At 41.1% G+C, this 19,756-nt stretch carries 19 protein-coding genes; 3 read left to right on the plus strand and 16 right to left on the minus strand.

Translation table 11 applies throughout. The annotated features are described in order from the left end of the window. Positions 1–54 precede the first annotated feature (54 nt). The gene (locus J7E78_RS17735) at positions 55–1,134 is read left to right on the plus strand and encodes a coiled-coil domain-containing protein (RefSeq protein ID WP_215077528.1); all 1,080 of its coding nucleotides are present in this window, start codon (positions 55–57) and stop codon (positions 1,132–1,134) included. Between the two features lie 2 nt (positions 1,135–1,136). Here the strand turns inward: J7E78_RS17735 and J7E78_RS17740 are convergent, their stop codons facing one another. Both J7E78_RS17740 and J7E78_RS17745 read right to left on the minus strand, forming a co-directional pair. Further along, positions 1,137–2,399 (minus strand): ABC transporter substrate-binding protein, encoded by a 1,263-nt coding sequence (locus J7E78_RS17740; protein ID WP_215077529.1) that lies wholly within the window; start codon positions 2,397–2,399, stop codon positions 1,137–1,139. A 224-nt stretch (positions 2,400–2,623) separates the two neighbouring features. Beyond that, positions 2,624–3,958: a PhoH family protein gene (locus J7E78_RS17745; RefSeq protein ID WP_215077530.1), complete on the minus strand. Its 1,335-nt coding sequence runs from the start codon at positions 3,956–3,958 to the stop codon at positions 2,624–2,626. Positions 3,959–4,110: 152 nt separating this feature from the next. On the opposite strand from J7E78_RS17745, the gene J7E78_RS17750 reads away from it, so the two are divergent. Then, positions 4,111–4,806, plus strand: a complete 696-nt coding sequence (locus J7E78_RS17750; RefSeq protein ID WP_215077531.1) for a YhcN/YlaJ family sporulation lipoprotein — start codon at positions 4,111–4,113, stop codon at positions 4,804–4,806. Between the two features lie 7 nt (positions 4,807–4,813). Here the strand turns inward: J7E78_RS17750 and J7E78_RS17755 are convergent, their stop codons facing one another. The 6 genes from J7E78_RS17755 to J7E78_RS17780 form a co-directional block, all read right to left on the minus strand. Then, complete coding sequence (locus J7E78_RS17755; RefSeq protein WP_215077532.1) at positions 4,814–5,266, minus strand: pyridoxamine 5'-phosphate oxidase family protein; 453 nt, start codon at positions 5,264–5,266, stop codon at positions 4,814–4,816. Positions 5,267–5,364: 98 nt separating this feature from the next. Next, positions 5,365–6,426, minus strand: a complete 1,062-nt coding sequence (locus J7E78_RS17760; protein WP_215077533.1) for an LCP family protein — start codon at positions 6,424–6,426, stop codon at positions 5,365–5,367. A 90-nt stretch (positions 6,427–6,516) separates the two neighbouring features. Then, positions 6,517–6,813, minus strand: coding sequence for a YlaH-like family protein (locus tag J7E78_RS17765; RefSeq protein ID WP_215077534.1), 297 nt, complete (start codon positions 6,811–6,813; stop codon positions 6,517–6,519). A gap of 298 nt (positions 6,814–7,111) precedes the next feature. Beyond that, on the minus strand, positions 7,112–8,956 hold the full coding sequence (gene typA, locus J7E78_RS17770) for a translational GTPase TypA (RefSeq protein ID WP_215077535.1): 1,845 nt from the start codon (positions 8,954–8,956) through the stop codon (positions 7,112–7,114). Positions 8,957–9,133: 177 nt separating this feature from the next. Next, positions 9,134–9,628, minus strand: a complete 495-nt coding sequence (locus J7E78_RS17775; RefSeq protein WP_215077536.1) for a hypothetical protein — start codon at positions 9,626–9,628, stop codon at positions 9,134–9,136. A 298-nt stretch (positions 9,629–9,926) separates the two neighbouring features. Further along, complete coding sequence (locus tag J7E78_RS17780; protein ID WP_215077537.1) at positions 9,927–10,586, minus strand: TerC family protein; 660 nt, start codon at positions 10,584–10,586, stop codon at positions 9,927–9,929. 87 nt (positions 10,587–10,673) lie between these two features. Between J7E78_RS17780 and J7E78_RS17785 the strand changes: the two genes are divergently transcribed. Next, a complete protein-coding gene (locus J7E78_RS17785; protein WP_215077538.1) occupies positions 10,674–11,378 on the plus strand; it encodes a TerC family protein in 705 nt (234 codons plus the stop codon). Between the two features lie 126 nt (positions 11,379–11,504). Here J7E78_RS17785 and J7E78_RS17790 read toward each other — a convergent pair whose 3' ends face one another. The 8 genes from J7E78_RS17790 to J7E78_RS17825 form a co-directional block, all read right to left on the minus strand. After that, on the minus strand, positions 11,505–12,218 hold the full coding sequence (locus tag J7E78_RS17790; RefSeq protein ID WP_215077539.1) for an ATP-binding cassette domain-containing protein: 714 nt from the start codon (positions 12,216–12,218) through the stop codon (positions 11,505–11,507). A gap of 13 nt (positions 12,219–12,231) precedes the next feature. After that, on the minus strand, positions 12,232–12,987 hold the full coding sequence (locus tag J7E78_RS17795) for a hypothetical protein (RefSeq protein ID WP_215077540.1): 756 nt from the start codon (positions 12,985–12,987) through the stop codon (positions 12,232–12,234). A 20-nt stretch (positions 12,988–13,007) separates the two neighbouring features. Next, complete coding sequence (locus J7E78_RS17800; RefSeq protein WP_215077541.1) at positions 13,008–14,096, minus strand: YcaO-like family protein; 1,089 nt, start codon at positions 14,094–14,096, stop codon at positions 13,008–13,010. A gap of 12 nt (positions 14,097–14,108) precedes the next feature. Then, entirely contained in the window at positions 14,109–15,041 is a 933-nt protein-coding gene (locus J7E78_RS17805) for a YcaO-like family protein (protein WP_215077542.1), read from the minus strand. 113 nt (positions 15,042–15,154) lie between these two features. Next, a complete protein-coding gene (locus J7E78_RS17810) occupies positions 15,155–15,964 on the minus strand; it encodes a nitroreductase family protein (protein WP_215077543.1) in 810 nt (269 codons plus the stop codon). Continuing rightward, a complete protein-coding gene (locus tag J7E78_RS17815) occupies positions 15,957–16,820 on the minus strand; it encodes an McbB family protein (RefSeq protein ID WP_215077544.1) in 864 nt (287 codons plus the stop codon). The genes J7E78_RS17810 and J7E78_RS17815 overlap by 8 nt, the downstream gene beginning before the upstream one ends. Positions 16,821–17,291: 471 nt before the next feature. Next, a complete protein-coding gene (thiI, locus tag J7E78_RS17820) occupies positions 17,292–18,533 on the minus strand; it encodes a tRNA uracil 4-sulfurtransferase ThiI (RefSeq protein ID WP_215077567.1) in 1,242 nt (413 codons plus the stop codon). A 5-nt stretch (positions 18,534–18,538) separates the two neighbouring features. Further along, positions 18,539–19,687 carry a cysteine desulfurase family protein gene (locus J7E78_RS17825; protein ID WP_215077545.1) on the minus strand — a complete coding sequence of 383 codons (1,149 nt, stop codon included), beginning with the start codon at positions 19,685–19,687 and terminating at the stop codon, positions 18,539–18,541. Between the last annotated feature and the right edge of the window lie 69 nt (positions 19,688–19,756).

The following is a 19,756-nucleotide window of genomic DNA, read 5'->3' on the forward strand; positions in this document are numbered from 1 at the left end:
AAGACAACAAGCCTGTACGATTGTCATATAAGAAGTGGAAAGGAGAATGGATCGGTGAAACGTCAATACGGCATTTCCGCCTTTATATTATGCATCATTTTATTCCTCCAGCTACCTTTAGCCCATGCCTATGGAGAGTCTTCACCTGAGGATACACGTGAGATATTGCAAAAAAGTCTATCCATCGTTGAAATCGATCACGAGATCGAACGCATCACCGAAAGGCAGCAGCAGCTGGCTCAACAATACGAGACATTATCCGACCAGCTTCAGGAACAGGAAGAGCAGATACATATTCAGCAAGATCGGGCCGGAGCTGTAGTGAGGTCCTACTACACAGGAGAACGCGACAGTCTCCTCATGACGGTCCTGGGAGCCAGGTCATTCAAAGATCTGTTTGTACTGTATGATTATTACCAGATTATTATCGGACGGGATCAGGCTGTGCTGGACAAGTATCAGGACCGTTATCGCACCCTGCAACAGACCTCTACTCAGATTCGTCAGACTACAACAGAATTAACCGAAATGAAGACTAATCTTCAAAACCAGCGGGAACGTGTAATCACCTTGCAAAAAGAAGTGGATGCCCAGATAGCCACCAGCGGGGATGCGGCAGCGATTCAGAAACTGATGGATGAATTAACCCTTTATTGGGAGAATATCGGCATCTACGAGGTGAAACGATATTTCAAAGCATTGGCATCTGCCATGCAGAACCTGCCTGATTTTATTCAAAAACAAAACGGAGGTATATCCACGACTGGAACAACGTATACGATTCGAATTGGGCAGGATGAGCTTAATGCATTTCTGCGTTCCCAAAATCCAATCTTTGAAGACTTTGCCTTTCAGTTTAACCAGGATAAGATTATAGCTTCCGGTCAGCGGGATGAGTTGCAATTAAGCATCGAAGGACATTATACGGTAGAAAATGAACCTCAAAACTCCATTCGTTTTCATGTGGACAAACTTGTATTCAACCAGCTTGAATTACCAGACACCACTCGCCGAATGCTGGAAAGAGAATTCGACCTTGGATTCTATCCACAGAAGATCCTTTCGTTTGTCAAAGCAACCGATGTTTCAACAAGTGAAGGCATACTGGAAGTAAAACTAGCTATATCCTTTTAAAGTTAATTCGTCGTTCTAATACTGTCTACGTATTGATTCGCTGTAATTTGTCCCTTTAAGAATTGTTGTACTTTTTGATGAATACGAGTTATTAGAGGATGACTTTCGGTCGTTGCAGCGGGGACATCTTGGGTTGTTGAGAACCAGGGTTGTCCCTTTGTCATGTCATAACGTCCAAAGAGTTTCTCAGTCTCCATATCCAGTTCCTGTTGCTTTGCGGGCAACCGGTTAACCTGTTGGTACCATTTCAACTGTATCGTAGCGGACGTCATTCCTTCAATCCATCTACTGGCCTCCTCTGCCTCAACCGAATCCGCAGTAATGACAAGGCTTCTGGAATTTACAGTTTCCAAGTTTTCGAAAGAAATCCGTTCCAAGGAATCTTCATCAACTGTACTCGCTTGATTGGCACTTAATAATTGAGATAACAATGATACAACCATCGGTGTGTCGTTCTGGTCAGCAGTTGGAGGATTGGTGGACTCGAGCCTAATAAGGGGCTGAATCTGATTCATCAACTGAATCCCCTGCTGAAGATCCCCCGTTTGCGAATCTATTTGTGTTCGTTTAACTTGATCTGGTGCCATCCTCGGTTCCAAATGATTCAGCCACGCATTTATCCCGTACATATCATTTATTTTCATTGTAATTAAAGGGATGCCTTCCGCAATGGCTTGTTGTGTAAGTTTGACCCACTGATCTTTATTGTGAGGTAACGACTCTAGACCAGCTCTCTTCAGAAATGAAGATTGTGCAGCCAGAATGTACGGATCAAAATCAAAAGGCATTCCCCACTGATAACCATTCCACTCTGTCATTCCTCGTAACTCAACTACCGTATCTCCTAGCGACTTCGATAGTGTTGTTCCGTTTAACGGATACAGGTACCCTTTTTGGGCATAATATTGCACTTCCTCACTATCAAGCAGAACAACATCACCGTTCTCTCCTAGTGAAAATTCAAGATCCAAAACATGCTTATATGTATCCTGCTTCACATTCCGAAGATTAATCTCCACCAGCTGGGAAGCAGCAACTTCTTTGGCTATTTTTTGAAAGGCTTGAAACTCTTCATCCGACATGGCCACTACAATCTCTAGCGGAGCTTGAGCATCTTCATTACGGGACAAAGAACCTGGAAAGGTATCCTTCTCCTGATCGCGTTCCTGATTGAGCTGCGAACCTCTAAAGTCAAAACTCGGTGACAAGATCGTTAACGAAAGCAGCAATACCGCGAACAAAACAACCTGATGTCTACGCTTCATTAACTTCCCTCCCTGTGCACCTAGTTTTTTCCTGCAGCAATTATTGTAACAAATAAGTAGTACTCTTGTCCTACCCTGCTGAAAAACACTTTTTCGGATTTTTGCATAATACGAGCATATCGAGTTCTGTGTAATAACGCTTACTTATTTTTTCAGCAAAAAGCCGGCTCCAGAAGCCGGCTTCAATAGCAACAACATTTTCCGGGAAATAAATCCCCTAAATTTTACAATAAATCAGCTGCAAGCTGTGCCAGCTTGGACCGTTCTCCTTTTTCGAGCATGATGTGTCCGCTGATGCCCTCTTGCTTGAACCGTTCCACAATATACGTCAGACCGTTACTGGCAGAATCAAGATACGGATGGTCTATCTGTTCGGGGTCTCCCATCAAAATAATTTTACTGCCTTCACCGACCCTTGATACAATGGTCTTCACTTCATGGCGGGACAGATTCTGGGCTTCATCAATAATGATAAACTGTCCAGGTATCGATCTTCCACGAATATACGTTAAGGCCTCCACCTGAATACTGCCAAGCCCCATTAATATTTTATCGATATCTCCGGCTTTTTTGGTGTCAAACAAAAACTCCAGATTATCATAAATCGGCTGCATCCATGGACGTAGTTTTTCTTCCTTCTCACCAGGCAAGTAACCGATATCTTTCCCCATCGGAACGACAGGGCGAGCGATCAACAGTTTTTTGTACTTATGATCATCCTCTACCTTAAGCAGACCTGCTGCCAGTGCCAGCAAGGTTTTCCCTGTTCCAGCCTTACCGGTGATGGTAACAAGCGGGATGTCGTCATTCAAAAGCAGTTCCAGTGCCATGCGTTGTTGTGCGTTACGTGCGCTAATACCCCAGACATTATCATTACTGAGGAAAAGCGGCTCCAGCTTTGTTCCCTCTGTATTCACTTTAAGCAAAGCCGATTTATTGGTACCCATCTCATCCTTGAGAATGACAAATTCATTCGGATACAACGAATAAGACAACTGTAACGGTTTGATTGGTAAAAAACGATATGTGTAAAACTCATCAATCACTGACGGATGAACTTTTAGGGCCGTATAACCTGGATATAACTCACTGAGTCCTGCCGTCCGATCTGATAAGTAATCCTGTGTGAACAGACCAAGTACATCCGCTTTGATACGCACAAGTACATCTTTACTGACAAGCACGACCTGACGCTCGACTACTTCCTTTTCATTCTCCTCGATCTGATAATTCAGCGCGACAGCCAAAATCCGATTATCATTGGACACTTCTCCAAACATTTCCTGAACTTTCACGAAACTCCGATGATTCAGCTCTACTTTCAGATTACCTCCATTAGCCAAAGGTACTCCACTGTGCAGGTGACCCATCTCACGTAATCCATCCAACAGTCTGGATACATTGCGGGCGTTACGCCCAATTTCATCGGCATTTCTTTTTTTGGAGTCGATTTCCTCCAGTACAACCGCGGGAATGATTACCTCATGTTCCTCAAAGGCAAATATAGCATTGGGGTCATGCAGAAGCACGTTGGTATCCAATACAAAAATCTTTTTCATTCAATCCCCTCCAAAGCGGCGTCGTTAAAGGCATGGATAGTGTGATCTTTCAGCAGCGGCATGGACAATCATGATCCCATACATAAATGTATTCGACTAGGGCAAAATAATTGTCAACCATTCTGAAAAACTCCAAGAAAGGATGAACATTTATGAAAATATGGGTTTGCACGCTGCTTCTGATCTGTATACTTACAGGTTGCAACAGTACCACACGTAACGCTTCTCAGGAACCGCATACGTCACATCCAAGAAGTTACGGAGGAAATATTACAACTCAGCAAGATCAAAGGAAAGGATCTCACATGCTTGATGCACAGGAAGATCGGATGAATCCTTCACGTTTGAACCGTCTTAATGAAAATACAGGTGAAGTCCACGATACCAACATTGCGGATGATGCAAAGAGTGGCCGGATGCCAAATGAAAAACGAATTAGTCACCTTAAAGCCCTTGCCAAGCAAGTGGAAGGTGTTGAAGATGCGAACTGCGTCATACTTGGTAATACTGCTGTCGTTGGTATTGATGTTGATGGTGAACTGGAACGTGCTCGGGTAGGTACCATCAAATACGCTGTTGCCGAAGCGCTTCGTAAAGACCCCGAAGGTGTAGATTCCATTGTTACTGCAGATGCGGATGTCACTGAACGAATTAAAGAAATTGGTGAACATATTCGACAAGGGCACCCGATCTCAGGCTTTGCTTCAGAACTCGCAGACATGGTGGGACGAATTATTCCACAACTCCCAAAAGACGTCAAAGTCCGTCAAAATCCGGATGAACACCAGAATCAGGAGCAACAAATGCAGCAGCATTCATCGGACAAAAGACAACAAAAAGCCCAGTGATCTCTCACTAGGCTTTTTTCATGGCAGCAAAAACCTGCTCATCTAATTTCTCAGCAGCACGCTGATCATATATTTTGACATATTGAGGCACAGAAGACAGTTGAGCGCCGTAGAACAGAGCATTCCGCACCGCTTCAATCGTAATGTCGAAACAGCACATATTAAATGGAACATCCTGCAGTGGATTTTGTCGTACCACAGCACGTCCATTCACGGCATACACCGTCTCTTCTCCAAAGACAGTAACCGTAATGAGCGGATTAGTCATCATGTTGTTCACCAGACGGGAACGATGATCGATTGCTACACGAAAAGTAGAAGCATTCTCCGCATAAATCCAGGAGATGGCTGTTGAAGTCGGACCTCCGGATTCTACATCCACTGTGCTCAGAAGCACAAAGGTCTCATTCTTGAATTGCTGTAAAAGAGATTCAGTTAATTGTGTGACGGCTTCGGACATTCAACCAGCCCCCTAACCTTCTTTATGCAATTCTTGTACTTGGTTTATGTTATTATAGCATATCGATTAACGTGCTTCCAATCCCAAAAGAATGAAGGTTATTCGCCTGATGGTGAAGCCGTTACTTTACCTGAAAGTGTATCTTGCAAAGCCTGCTTTGCATTGGCAAGTTCCGTCTCATTAATATAAACATATGGACTTCTCCACTCTCCGGTAACCGGAGTATAATGCACATCCGAGGTGGAAATGTTCCAATACGTCGAGATAAAGTTTTTCATTTGTTCCGATTCCACATCTGTCGTCATATTCTTGTCAACTGCACCAATCACTTTGCTGATCTTTGTAATGCCTCCAAGAGATTTCATCTGATCCAGCATGGAGTTCAGCACTTGGTTTTGACGTTTGTTACGATCAAAGTCATTAGATTCATCAGTCTTTGGATTACAATTGGATTTGCGGTAACGAACAAAATCCAGTGCCGCTTTACCATCGAGATGTTGTGCACCAGCGACCAGATTGATATCTGTACCATCGGCTGTATCTCTATAACACATATTTTTATCCACAGTCACATCCACGCCACCCACGGCATTGACAGCATCACGGAATGCCTGGAAATTCAGGACGGTTGTATAATTAATATCTACATCCAAATACTTGCCCATCATTTCTTTCATCTGATCCTCTGCATTTTTGCCAGTGGTTTTTTCCTGTGCTTTGAATCTTGGATAATAGGAATTCAGCTTGCTCGCTTTGTACCCATCCAATTGAATACGCGTGTCTCGAGGCAAAGATACAATGGTTGCCGTCTTGGTCTCCGGATTCAACGAAGCCACCATAACAACATCCGAGAGATATGTGCCCGTTTCAGGACGGTTATCTGTGCCTAATAACAGCATCGTGATCGGTTTGGTTGTGGCTGACATCCCGGGAGGTACCGGTTTATCGATGCCTGTATCCACGACTTGATTGTATACCCAGTACGCATATCCACCGCCTACCACAATGGCAATAACCAATAGACTTAAAAGGATTCTGACAAAAGCATTCATTCTCTTTTTCTTCTTAGGCTGCTTGCCCTTGCCATTCTTTGATCCAGAAGCACCGGATTGCGTCGGTGCCTGTCTACGTGGAGGCAGTCCGTTCGAATTTGAGTTCATATCTTCAACACCTTTATCACATCTGTTTTTGTCTAAATAAAAGACAACCGCTTTCCCTAAGGAAAACGGATGGTCTGTACAAGACAGGATTTATGGATTTCGAGCGGCAGCTTCCGCTTTTTTCTTTTGACGTCCTTCAATGAAATAACGCACTCTCACTAACAACATCAAACCGACCGCCACCAACAAACATTGAATGATGGGAAGCTTGTCGATCTGAAAAATAAGAAGCATGAATGTGCCCATCGCCATCAATATATAGAGAACGATTTCCTTACCAAGTGGTAATTTCTGACGTACCCGAAACACCTTATTATATACGTAAGTGATCAATACAAAGATGACGATGTAGGCTACGATCGGGTGTGATGCGAACCATGCTTGCATGCACAGCCAGCTCCTTTCGTGTTCATGCTAGGATAAGTTAACTGGTTGATGGAATTCCCTTTAGCAACTTAGAGAGCCAGTACGTGCATCGTGACCGTTTCGGTCTCAGCTCGTTCTTCTGATCGCTGTTATCCCCAGATTTTTTTGATCCATTTTTCAATGGTAAAATCCGGGGATAAAGGCGAGCGCTTCGCTTCTTCAGAATCGATTCTGATCCCTACACTACTTTAGCTTTACAACCCTCTCGTTACTTGCTGGGCCCATCAAATGCTAACTTATATATACTATTTTGTTGTTATTAGGCTTTAGAAGCCATTTTGCGTTGTTTTTCTGCACGCTCACGCTCGGATTTGTTTAGGATCTTCTTACGAAGACGAATAGATTTTGGTGTAATTTCACAGTATTCATCTTCATTCAGATATTCAAGCGCCTGTTCCAACGAGAAGATAATCGGAGTTTTAATTTTAACCGTATCATCTTTACCTGAAGAACGAACGTTAGTCAGTTGTTTTTCTTTGCAGATGTTAACTACGATATCATTGTCACGTGTATGTTCACCAACAATCATACCTTCGTAGATTTCAGTTCCCGGCTCCAGGAAGAGCGTACCGCGATCCTCTACGCCCATCATGCCATAGAACGTAGATGTACCCGTTTCAGTTGAGATCAGTACACCTTGGTGACGTCCACCCACTTGACCGGATACTACTGGAGCGTAGTTGTCAAATGCATGGTTCATTACACCGTAACCACGAGTCAATGTCAGGAAGTTTGTGCTATATCCGATCAAACCACGTGCTGGAATCAGGAACTCCAGACGAACTTGACCACTACCTGTGTTAACCATGTTAACCATCTCTGCTTTACGTGCGCCCAGGCTCTCCATTACGGAACCCATGCTCTCTTCAGGGATATCAATCAACAAGCGCTCAACAGGTTCCATTTTCTTACCGTCAACTTCTCTTACGATAACTTCTGGTTTGGATACTTGAAGCTCATATCCTTCACGACGCATATTTTCAATCAGGATACCCAAGTGAAGCTCACCACGTCCGGAAACGACAAATGCATCTGGGCTTTCCGTTTCGTCAACACGAAGAGAAACGTCTGTTTCCAATTCTTTCAACAAACGCTCACGAAGTTTACGGGAAGTTACCCATTTACCTTCACGACCCGCAAACGGACTATTGTTCACGAGGAACGTCATTTGGAGTGTTGGCTCATCAATTTTCAGAACTGGCAAAGCTTCCGGGTTGTTAGGGTCGGCAATGGTTTCACCAATGTTGATGTCCTTGATCCCTGCAATTGCAACGATGTCGCCTGCTCCTGCTTCTTCCGTCTCAATACGTTTGAGACCCTGGAAACCGAACAGTTTCTCGATACGTGCAGTTTTGCTCTTACCATCACGCATAATAACCGTTACCGATTGTCCTTGACGGATCACACCGCGGTTAACACGACCAATGGCAATACGGCCAAGGTATTCATTGTAGTCCATCAAAGTAACGAGGAATTGAAGCGGCTCTTCCACTTTTTCGGTAGGGTGTGGGATATGACTAACGATGGTATTGTAGATCGCCATCATGTTGTCATCTTGTTTGGCAGGGTCATCTTCCATACTGGATGTTCCGTTTAGTGCGGAAGCATATACAACAGGGAATTCGAGTTGTTGATCGTTGGCACCCAGTTCAATGAACAGGTCCAATACTTCATCAATGACTTCAGACGGACGAGCCGCTGGACGGTCAATTTTGTTTACAACTACGATAGGTGTCAGGTTGTGCTCCAGTGCTTTACGAAGTACAAACTTCGTTTGCGGCATACAGCCTTCATATGCATCAACAACGAGCAATACACCGTCAACCATTTTCATGATACGTTCCACTTCGCCACCGAAGTCGGCGTGTCCTGGTGTATCCACAATATTAATCAGGTAATCTTTATAAGTTATAGCCGTGTTTTTGGCCAAAATCGTAATACCGCGTTCACGCTCCAAATCGTTGGAGTCCATTGCGCGCTCCTGTACCGTTTCGTGATCTCGGTAAGTACCGGATTGCTGGAGCAACTTGTCAACGAGTGTTGTTTTTCCGTGGTCGACGTGGGCAATAATCGCAATATTGCGAATGTGTTCTCTTGAATGCATGTTTTGTATCCATATCCTTTCCAATTTCAAATCATATCTACTTAAACTTCCCGCAATTTCGCAGGTTACTCACAAAATAAGCGTCGGTGATATCCCGACGCATGTCTATATCCCTTATATTATAGTTTATTATAGGTAAAAATCAAGATATTTCGCACGAAAAGACCACTGGGAATGTTACCAGCCTCTCCCTTGACGTCTTCGTCCAAGCAATAACCAGGCTCCGCCCAAGATCAAAAGGACAGCAATTACATAGATTATTCCCGTTTGCAGCAAGGTAAATCCAAATAATATGATGGACACCGCACCAAGGATCAAAGCTGCAGGTAACACATACTCAGGTCTTCGCCGCTCAGCCATTCCATACTCGAGTAACCCTATGGCGATCCCAAGCAAGAATGCTGGCCACAGCCTGCTCATAAGTCCAACGCCCCATGTATTCGTTATACTGAATAAAACACCATACACCGTTAGTATGCCGGCAGGAACAAGTGACCACGATGGTGAAATACGCGCATAATAAAACGCATGAAGGGCGATGCCTGGCAGCAGGATCAGCAAAGGCCAGAAATTACGACCAATAAATCCAAACACACCAAACTTGCCAAGCAGAATAATAATTCCCGCAGCTACAATAAATAGTCCAATCGCTTTTTCATTTCTCATTCTCATCTGCAATCACCTCTTATTCCAGAGCTATGTACTTTATTTTTTAATAAACGATACGCATTCCACGCTGACTGTTGGTTTCCTAACCTGTAACCCTGCTTCTAGTGTATCCGATGTGTCGGCAAAAAACTATACTTTATGTCGCACTTTGCGTGCGCTCTTTACCTGTATTACCCTAAAATCTGCAACTTATGACTAGCCCAATGAGAACTGCATGGACAAGAGTATCTCTCTCAACACAAAACCGCCTAAACCGGATGGTTCAGACGGCCTTTTGTCCAAGCAATTTCCCGAAATCAAACTATGCGTTCTTCCGCACAAATTTATGTGCGCCTCCAATCGCAACTACAAGACCAGCCATTGCTCCAGGTAATAACGTATGCACCTCTGATGCCATACCTCCCAGCCATTCTCCTAACTTGGGGTCTTTCATCACCATCTCACCTGCTGTGAAGGCTAGGATGCCTGATCCGGCGAATACAAGAATCGGAAATCGCTTCAACAAACCAACAATTAACCCGCTCCCCCATACGACGATGGGGATACTGATTGCAATACCAATGACGATCAGAGCCAAATCTCCATCTGCCAAAGCTGCTATGGCCAAAACATTATCCAAGCTCATTACAAAATCGGCAATCAGAATGGTTTGAATGGCTTTCCAGGTCGTAGAAGCTTCTCGAATATGTACTTCATCCTCATTTTGAAGCAGCAGCTTTACTGCAATCCAGAGTAGCAGCAGCCCACCTGCCGCTTGGATAAAGGGAATTCCCAGCAATAATACCGCTACAAAGGTTAACACACAACGCAGCAGCACCGCACCAAAAGCTCCCCACCATACCGCTTTTTTGCGTTGTATTGGTGGCAGATCCTTGCTGGCAAGCGCAATCACAACCGCATTATCTCCACTTAATACCAGATTGATCATTAAAATTTCAGTTAACAGCCATAGTGTATCCATGTCCTCATCCCCCCACATTAACTTGTATGTCGGAGTTGTCCATGCTATTCTTAATGATTGAACCGTATATAAGGAGTGACATATATCATGGAGCTATTTAGTCCCACATTCTGGCTGGCTTTGCTGAACGTTGTCTTTATTGATCTCATTCTGGCTGGGGATAATGCCATCGTCATTGGTCTCGCAGCTCGAAATTTGCACCCTTCTGTGCAGAAAAAGGCGATTCTATATGGAACTGGCGGCGCACTTTTGATTCGAATTTTAGCAACAGTTGTTGTTTTATGGTTGCTTAAAGTTCCGTGGCTCTTGCTTGTGGGAGGCATACTTCTGATCTGGATTGCCTATAAATTATTGGCGGATCAGGGGGATGAACACAATGATATCCAGGCGGGAACTTCCTTGTGGACCGCTATTCGTACCATCGTGATCGCGGATGCAGCCATGGGACTCGATAACGTGATTGCAGTAGCTGGAGCAGCGCAGCAGCATCTCGTGCTTGTCATTCTTGGACTCCTGATTAGTGTACCTATTATCGTCTGGGGCAGTACCCTGTTTATCAAGCTAATTAATCACTTTCCTTGGATCATCTATATCGGAGCCATTGTTCTTGGGTATACGGCTTCCAACATGATCACTGAGGAACAGCGACTCTTGCCTTACTTTACTGAACATCCGGCATTGCGCATTCTCTTCATCGTTGTGGTTATTGCAGGTGTAGTCTTTGCAGGTTATCGCAAACGCTCAGTTAGCGACAAGGCTGGCCCTCAAGAGCAACAAGGTTCCTATTCCTAGACTTAAAACTAAAATTATCCATGCTTTTAACTAGCTTTAGTTTGTTTACACCTAATAACCAAAAAAAAACCTAAAAAAAGATAGCAACTGTAAAAACAGTTGCTATCTTTTTTTAGATAAACAGTCTCAACTTATAAATAGATCGAATATTTCATCTGGGTTAGTAGTATCAAAACTCGAAATATACTGAGTGTAGTCACCCTGAAATAAAATTTCACCTTTGTGTAAAAATATAATTTTACATTTAATATCCTTGAGTTCATGCAAGTGATGTGTAGAGAAAATAATCGTGGAGTTTTCATGTTCTGTCAATTTTTCTATTCTTTTGTAAATTTTAACCCTTGATGACGGATCTACTCCAGCCGTTGGTTCGTCAAAAATATATAGTTTTTTCTTAATTTGCGTTAAAGTTACAATATAGAGCCATTTTCGTTCGCCCACAGACATCTGACCTATTCGTTTACTCCAGAGCTGACTAAATAAGGTAAGTTCTCTTTCATTTTTCAAGTCTATTTTACTCATTATTGCCTCTTTATCATCAATGAATGTTTTTCCGGATATTGAGAATATTAAGCGTACATAATCTTTACCTGTTACTAAATACGAAATAAAAGCTCCTTGAAGATGATACAGAATATCTTCGTATTTGGGGAGGTTTACGATCTGACCTTCAGAAGGCTTGTACTGTCCAATTAACAAATCAAAAAGTGTCGTTTTACCGGCACCATTTAATCCTATAAGTACATTAACAAGGTTCTTTTCAAATGTTATATCCACTCCATTAATGACATTAAATTTAGTTTTAGGATAATTGAAAGATATGTTATTCAAACTGATCATGATTATCTCCAATCTAAGTTCTAACAATTTTAGAGTTAATTTTAAGAAATTTTAATGAGAATATACCTATAATTAAATAAACAAAAGTAATAACTAACAAAAGAGAGAAGTTCTCTTTTGTTTGTCCATAAAAAAAGAAATCTGATATCATACGACAGATTCGTGATACATATTCAACTGGACTGAGTAAGAATAAGTCGTTCATTTGAGTATAATTATAGTTTCTGAACATAGTCATGAATAGAGCAGGTAACATAACCAAGCTTGCAACAGAGTTAAGTGTAGCTGTAGTTACTGGTAGAGCAGCTAACAGCAACATTAGCATTGCTAAAGGAAGACTAACGATTAAGAACGATACAATTGAAATTTCAACCAGTTCAATCACAGGTAATCTGAATATAAGAGCCGAGATTATGGTAAATGCTAAGACAATGATCGAGCCATGAATAATTTGAATCCAGTACAAACTAAAAATAATAGGCTTTTTGTCCCCTGCAACATAAGTAAAAGATCTCAGAAAGCCATTTTCTCGGAAAATTGAGATTCTACTTGCAATGCCATAAAGGAAAATACCTACAAAATTATAAGACCAAATTGCACTGAAAGAAGAAATGATTTCATGTATTGGGGGTGTTTTATAAAACCAATTAATATTAATAGATACAAAAATTAGAATAGGCATCAACAACGACCATAAGTAGTTCCCTATTCCTTCTCTTAATATAATTTTATTGAAAAAAATATAAAACTCAAACGTTTTTCTTATCATTTATAGGAACCTCAATTCTTTTAAGCGAATGGTATCATTTTGAATTTATTTGGATAAATATTCGTTGTTAATTTTTCAGATATTTTAAAGTCATTAGGATTGTAGAGCAATGTATTAATATGTGGAAAAGCATCCGGAGAAAATACTTTTGCTATTTTGATCTTATTCTCAGGATAAGGGGATATCATTTGAGAAACGTAAACATCTATGTCAAACCTTTGTTTAAACTTTCTAATCGAATTAAATAACTGATTATCTGATATTAAATCCTCATAAGGATAATATTTCAATAATTTTCTATTATTTAGCAAGTAACTAATCTCGTCTAAGAAATCACTGATATGCATAGAATAAAACATTTCAATATACATGTTTTTGTAATTATGATCTGTACCCTCCCGATACACTTTGTGACAAACTACGCTCTCAAATATCATTACAAATTCATCCAAACTTGATTCCAATGCTGTTTCTAGATTCCATGAGGTTCCTAAACCAACTGAAAATGCTTTATCTCCATAACCTACACACATTATCACGTATATGCCCTCTAATATAGAAATGCTATAAAAAGATAAGTTTTTCAATGCTGAGTTAATATGCACTATTTTCGTTCTTAGTTTTTCATTTTGTATATGCTCAAGTTCTACCACTTCACCAGGACTTTTACTGAGCCAAGAAAAAATTAAAGACTGTCGCTCTATAAATTCCATATACCCTTTTTCAATAACCAAATCACTTCTGACATGTGCTGCATTTCCCGTACTATCTGTAAAATCACAATGTTCCATAGAATCAAAAATTGGCAAATTATGATTTAACAATATTGATTCTGCATTTACATTAATTGTTTCTCCTGATATAAGATTAAACGCTTGAAAGATAGGCTTATTATTATTAGAATTTTTTTTTAGATATTTTATACCTGCTAATCGTTCTTCGAATTCACCAATAGATGACTTCATTAACTGTCTAACGTTATTTTTTTTTGAAAAGCCCACTATCTCAGAATGTAAATATGAATTTATAGTACATCCTTTCGGTCTATGAACAAAAGTAGACTGACAAATATTTATTGATTTCTTAATGAACGGTGCAGCGTTATTCATGACTAACCTCCATTAAATTATCGGACAGTCGGGTAAGGAGTCTAAACTTTTAAACGAAAGCCCTAATGTCTTTTGATTGATCATTACTTTCTCATCTATAAATTTTTTAAAGGGTACATGCGTCAATAATTCGTTTGAAGACACTTTGACAGAAATAGAGGGAACATGAATTTTCTGAAGCAGTACCAAAACATACACACCTGTGATCCATGCAGGGAAATTATTAATTATATTCAAAATTTTTGATTTAACATTCAGTTCATTATAATCCCCAGTAGAAAAATCGTTAAAGTATTCTATATCAAGTAAATCATTAATATGATTTACTGTTTTTGGAGAATTTACTAATTGATAATAATCGCTAAGAGTTTGGTTCTCAAAATAATTTTTTAAATCATGGTATCTTCCCAAGAAGTAAGCTTCCGATACCGCTTTACTCACAGCAGAATTCATATCAAATCCTGAGCCGGTACCAAATTTGTACGTAATCTTTCCCATTTTATCTTCAACCATACATAAAACTACCAATAATGGAGAAAAGAAATCTTGAACAAATAAATGAATTCGTAGTCCCTCTTCCTCCATTTTATTTGTATATATTGATTTATATTTCTCAACTTTTAATTTTCTTCCCCATTTTCCATACCAGAATAAAAAAACACAATTTTTCTCCAACAATTCAACCAAGGCATTATATACCGCATAATCTGGATTGTTGTGAACAGCTGTCCCCGTAGTATCTACAACAGGATTATATTCATTATATTTTGTTAACTTTGTAGGAATTTCAAATGTTCTCTCATTTAATAAATCATAAGCAAGGCTCATTTCATCAATTGATTTTGAACCAAATAACAGCGATCTACGTTCAACTGACTCAGAGAACGCCTTAATTACTGCACTTCGTTTATCTAAAGATATAGCACCACTTCCAATTGGTCCCATATACCCATCTTCATCAAGATAATTCCCGATAACGGAGTTTGATATATAAGCAGGGAAATTAGTAAACGTCTTATTTTTTAGACTAAAATGAATACCTCTACTTCGATTAAAAATCATATATATTTACCAAACCATTGAATTGACACAACTGGCGATATTCGAGGGTTCATTCCTAGAATACTAGTCAAAGCATTATCGTTATAGCCTGAAATTAAGCAGTCTCCGAAATGATTATGTTTTTTTATGGCCTCTCGGAAGCTTTGAGCCATAAGGCCAACTTCAATTAACGCATGTCTGTAGCCCCTTGTGCGATATTTTGTAATTGCTCTTCTTACATCTAAAGAATAACCAATAAATACATTAGAGAGATTTCCGCCATAGATATTTTTACTTATATTCAATATGTCTTCATCTGTAAAACTTTTAATTAAAAGAAGCTCTGTTTTTCGGGAGTCAAATACATATACTCCTGGGAATAACTTATTAATCGCATCTTCACTAATTATCACCAAAAGAGGTATTATAGGATATAAGGCCCCTGCAGAAGGATAAGGCTTGGTGCGATATCCTTCTGCTAGTCCAAATGCAGAATGTAGTATCTCACCTAAAGTATCATATGCTATCGGAAGCGTTAGATCGAAAACACGCTTAGAGTTCCCTTCAGATTTCTCCTCTTTTTTTACACCAAATTTAAATTTTTCTTGAAAATACTCTGGTAAAATATCGTTGTATTGAACTAAATTCAACCAATCGGTTAGACGCGTTTCTATCTCATAGTCGCCTATTTCCTGCCAAGTAGTACGTTGATGAAATTTCAAGACAGTAGACATCACTGTTTTGTCTTGTAAATTCTCTTGCAAATATTCTGCTGTAAATGACCGAGCAAGTTCATCAAGTCGGCTTTGTGATTGTTTCTCATTCATAGCAATTACACAACTCCCAATGTAGTGAAGTATCCCGAATTTTTTTAAAATTTTGGAGGTCTACAAGCGTACAGGTTGTTATATCCTCCCTGTGTGCCTTAGTTACACTAAAGTCACCAATATATTCTCTTATCTTATTTACTAAGTTGCTTGTGATATTCAATTTCTGAACTCCACTTAAAGGCATTTGGATTTCAAAAGCTTCGTTTTCTTTATAAATTAGATCAATCATATTTTGATATGTCATGTCCTGATCCGTGTCCTCTACCAGACCACTAGACTCAATATGACCAATATGGCACAAGTGACAAGGAACCTTCCATTGAGGTGAATACAAGCAATCCATATAAAAGTTACCGTGATAAACATAACTAAAAAGTAATTTGGAATTAGTTTGTTTATCTTGCCTTAAGACAATTTCCTTTCCTTTCTTTTTACTATAGGGACTCATAAAAACTACAGTAAGCTCATTTTGATCACTTAAAGGCAGGGAATCTAAATCATAAACCTCAACAGGGATTTGTGAATGATACTCTTCACTTAGATATCGATGAATTGCTTTTCCGGTTTCAATGTCGTTACTTGCGATTACAATTTTTTCAACTGTAACCGTCTTAATCTTCATCGGAGTCAAGATGTAATATTGCATTAAGAACTCAATTGCTTCCTCTGCCAAATCACCAAACAGCTCTTCAAGTTCTTCATTACTAACGTTTTCCTTTTGTTCAAGATCCCACTTAGATATTACTTGCTTCATTAAATTATCGCTTACTTTGAGAATACTTTCTTGATTTTGGATTACAATGTCACCATTTTCAACTTGGAACATGATATATTTTGAGATTCGATAACTCATTTTAACCCTCAATTCTCATAAAATTTTGACCCTACTAGCACCATGCTATTAGGGTCACTTTGTTTACTTCTAAAGTTTTATTTTTGCTTTACTTTGTTAGCTGACCCACAGCCACATGTGCCTGAAGTTGGGCTACACGAACTGCATGCTATCGTATCCCATCCCACACAGGAACCACAACCTCCACAACCGCCACCTGTTCCTGTTTCATTCTTAAACTTAACATTATTCATCTTTGCACCTTGTCCAAAACGACTTACGCCTCTGTCATTGTTAATAATAGTTCTACCTTTGGCTTGATTTCCCATCTGATTACCTTCTTTCTCTAAAATGATTTAAAACCTACACAACTATATCTCCTAAATTTACCCTTGTCAATAATTAACTTTAATATAATATTAAAAGTAGATATCACCTATTTATCCTACACTTTTTTTCATAATAGTATTCGGATATGTTGTATAATAATCCTCAGAACCATTCATCCTTCATGCCATTGTCTCCTGTCTGATTTGTAACCACAGAAGTTTCACCGGCGTGCAATGTTATCGTTTCAGTTTGTTCCACCGCTTGATCCACCCATTCTGCCAGATGGCTCATCGTTGATTCTATTTTATCCACAATTCGAAGATTTGGATTGGTTGAAGGTGACTTTGGCACAAAGAGAGTACAGCAATCCTCATATGGCAAAATAGATATGTCATACGTTCCGATCTGTTTGGACAGGGTAATGATCTCCTGTTTATCCATCATAACCAGTGGTCTCAACAGCGGCATATCCGTCGCACGACCAATGACATTCATACTCGGAAGAGTCTGACTCGCTACTTGGCCCAGGCTATCCCCGGTGATCAGTGCGAGTGCCCGCTCACGCTCGGCAAGTTTGGAGGCAATTCGCAGCATTGAACGTCGCATCAGCGTAATAATCAGATTATCCTGACCCAGTTGGGTAAATGCTGTTTGGATCTCCGTAAATGGAACCAGATGCAGCTTGATTGTTCCTGCATGATCAGCAAGGGCACGCGCCAAATCAATGACTTTCTCTTTGGCACGCTGGCTTGTGAACGGGTAACTGTAAAAATGTACACATTCCACTTCAAGACCACGACGCATGGAAGACCAGGCTGCAACCGGGCTGTCTATTCCACCTGATAGCAGTACCATCGCTTTTCCATTCGTGCCCAGCGGAAACCCGCCTACTGCCGGGATGGTTTCATTGAAAATATAGGTGCCCTGATCCCGAATTTCCACTCGCAGTTCAATATCAGGCTCGCGAACATCAACACTTAATTGCTGGAACTTTCGAAGGATCGGGGAACCAACCAGATGATTCATTTCATGTGAAGAGTTCGGGAACGCCTTCCATACCCGCCTTACATTGACCTTAAATGTGGTACCTTCCTTGAATTCGTCTTCCCTTTCGTCCATAAACGCGACTGCTGTTTTCACAATCTCATCAAGCTCGGATGGAGTAACTTTAACCGGACTAATCGACATCACGCCGAATACCCGTTTCAGCACCTTAATTAGTTCAGTATGTGATTCACCGCCCAGATCCACATAGACACGGCCATATTCTTTGCGAAGGCTCGCTCCTGGATAAGGTTTAAGCAAAGCTTTCACCTGTGTAATGATCGTTTTTTCAAATCGGGCACGATTTTTCCCTTTTAACATAAACTCTCCGAAACGGAGAAGCAGCATATCATATTTCATATCCATTACATCCGCCTTTCGAGGGGGCGCAACTGCGCCACCATCTGATGTAAAGCCCGTTCAAGCAAGGCTACATCTTCTTCTGTATGTTCATCTCCAAGACTAATACGCAATCCGCCACCAGCACAAGCTGCATCTCTGCCCATCGCAAGTAGAGCCCGACTCGGTTCAGCCGAACGCGAAGAACAGGCAGATTGGGTCGATATGGTTACGCCAAGTTGCTCCAAGGTGTGCAGCGCCACTTCTGCCTTCATCCCGGGATAGGAGAAATGTACAATATGAGGTGCACCCTCTGTGCGACTGTTCAATTCAAATTCAGGAACAGCACGTATCGTTTCCATCAATCGATCACGGAGCACCGTTGTATGCCGGGCAAAATCAACCTGCCCTTCTGCTGCCATCCGCATGGCCTTTGCCATGCCTACCAGCAAAGCCACGTTTTCTGTGCCTGCTCTTAGGCCCTGCTCCTGTGATCCTCCTGACAATAGTGGCGTAAGTTCCACTCCACTTCGCACATACAAGAGACCTGCTCCCTTCGGTCCACGGATCTTGTGAGCAGACAGACTGTACAGATCCGCACCCCAATCAGCAGGTGTAGCCTTCATTTTTCCAAAGCCTTGAACACCATCCACATGGAAAAGCACCCGTGGTGCTTTCTTTTTGAGCTGTTTGCCGATTTCTGCAATCGGATGGATGGCTCCTGTTTCATTATTTACATGCATCAGACTCACAAGCACCGTGCCCGGCCTGGTCGCGTCTACAACCTGCTGAGCGTTGACCACTCCATCGGAATTCACGGGAACTAATGTCACTTCCCATCCCCACTGCTGCAATTGCATAAAACTTTCGTACACCGAGGCATGCTCGGTAGCCGTAGTGATGATGTGTCTGCCTCGTGACTGATAACGTAATGCCGCACCTTTTATCGCGAGATTATTACTCTCGGTGGCACCGGAAGTAAATACAATCTCTTCAGGTTTAACGCCGATTGCCGCAGCACATCCGGATCGAGCACGACGCAGCAACTGATCGGCACGCTCTCCATATCCATGAATAGAGGACGGATTACCGAATTGTGTCTCCATAATTTCGGCCATCGTACGAACTACATCGGGATGGGGAGGTGTGGTTGCAGCATAATCAAAATATTTCAAATGAGGTTAGACCTCCCTTTATCTCTTCGTTCATGAACCTACAGTGAGCATTGTAACACGATACCCATA

The sequence above is a fragment of the Paenibacillus polymyxa genome (assembly GCF_018614975.1).
Classification (GTDB): domain Bacteria; phylum Bacillota; class Bacilli; order Paenibacillales; family Paenibacillaceae; genus Paenibacillus; species Paenibacillus polymyxa_E.